1 protein-coding gene is annotated in these 1,313 nt (G+C 43.0%); it reads left to right on the top strand.

Features of this window, described 5'->3' with window-relative positions:
* Window positions 1–297 precede the first annotated feature (297 nt).
* A partial coding sequence (locus FC99_RS08620; RefSeq protein ID WP_056986529.1) for an RNA-guided endonuclease InsQ/TnpB family protein occupies window positions 298–1,313 on the top strand: 1,016 nt, incomplete at its 3' end.

Below are 1,313 nucleotides of genomic sequence, written 5' to 3'. Positions count from 1 at the left end.
CTCACTGTTGTTGCTAGAACGGGCATGATTGGTGTTTTAGAACTTTCAACCTTTAGTTATTGCTGACGAGACTGGTTTGAAATGGCCACGCCCCGGCTGTCAGGGATTCCGCCTGCTGTAGGAACGACACCCTCAATCTCGGTGACGAATGCCTCTAAATTTATTAACAACTAAGCAGAAAACCTGCGATTTTAATCGCGGGATGAATGCTCGAATTTAACATTTTCTAAAACGTACGTTCCCCTATTTAGGAACAAATCGTGGTATACTTAACCCAATCTTCAGGGGAGGTAGCTATTGGTTAAGCTGGGGCGAACAATCAAGTTGAGACTCTATCCGGACACAAATCAAGCAAATCAATTTCTTGCAATGAACCATGAATATCAACGATTGGCTAATCTTGTCAGTCAATGGATCTTTGACCATGAGTTTCAGTTGAGTTGGTTAAAAATCAATCATCACCTATACAAAATATTTAGACAAGAATCAGTACTCAATAGTCAGATGGTCCAGTCTGTATTTCGGACAGTTGTGGCTCGCTACAAGACAGTTCAGGAACAGATGAAGCAACATCCTTACCGCTACAAGAACGAAGAAAACAAGTGGGTTCAAGCTTCCAAAGACCTGACCTGGTTAGTGAAGCCCATCCAGTTCCACCGACCACAAGCGGATTTGGTTCGTCAGAGCAACTATTCATTCGTGGATAAGATGCAGCAAATATCGATAACCACCCTGGGTAAACGGACTAAGTTAGGGTTCACTGACAAAGGATTCGAGAAATACTTTACCGAGGATTGGAAGCTCGGAACTGCTAAATTAGTCCATAACCGGGGCAAGTGGTTTCTACACATTGGCATTACCAAAGAAGTTAGCGATTTTAATTCCAAGGACAATCCGCAAATCGTAGGGATTGATCGCGGGTTACGCTTCCTAGCAACTACCTTTGATAGTGAAGGGAAAACACTATTCTTTGATGGTCAAAAAGTCTTACGTAAGCGGAAAAAATTTCTTAAGGTTCGTCGACAACTACAAAGTAAGAACACCACGTCTGCCAAGAGAAAACTGAAGCAACTAGCTCAACGAGAGAACCGCTGGATGACCGATGTGAATCATCGGCTAGCTAAGACACTCGTTACGGCATATGGTTCGCACACACTTTTTGTTCTGGAAGACCTAACCAATGTGACATTCAACATTGATGACTTACCCAAAGCATTACGCAATAATCACCGTTCCTGGTCTTTCTTCCAGTTAGAGTCTTTCTTAACGTACAAGGCTCAGGCTATTCAAAGCGCCGTTGTGAAAGTGAATCC

Source organism: Levilactobacillus koreensis JCM 16448, assembly GCF_001435525.1.
Classification (GTDB): Bacteria; Bacillota; Bacilli; order Lactobacillales; family Lactobacillaceae; genus Levilactobacillus; species Levilactobacillus koreensis.
This window is presented reverse-complemented; position numbering and strand designations above follow the sequence as displayed.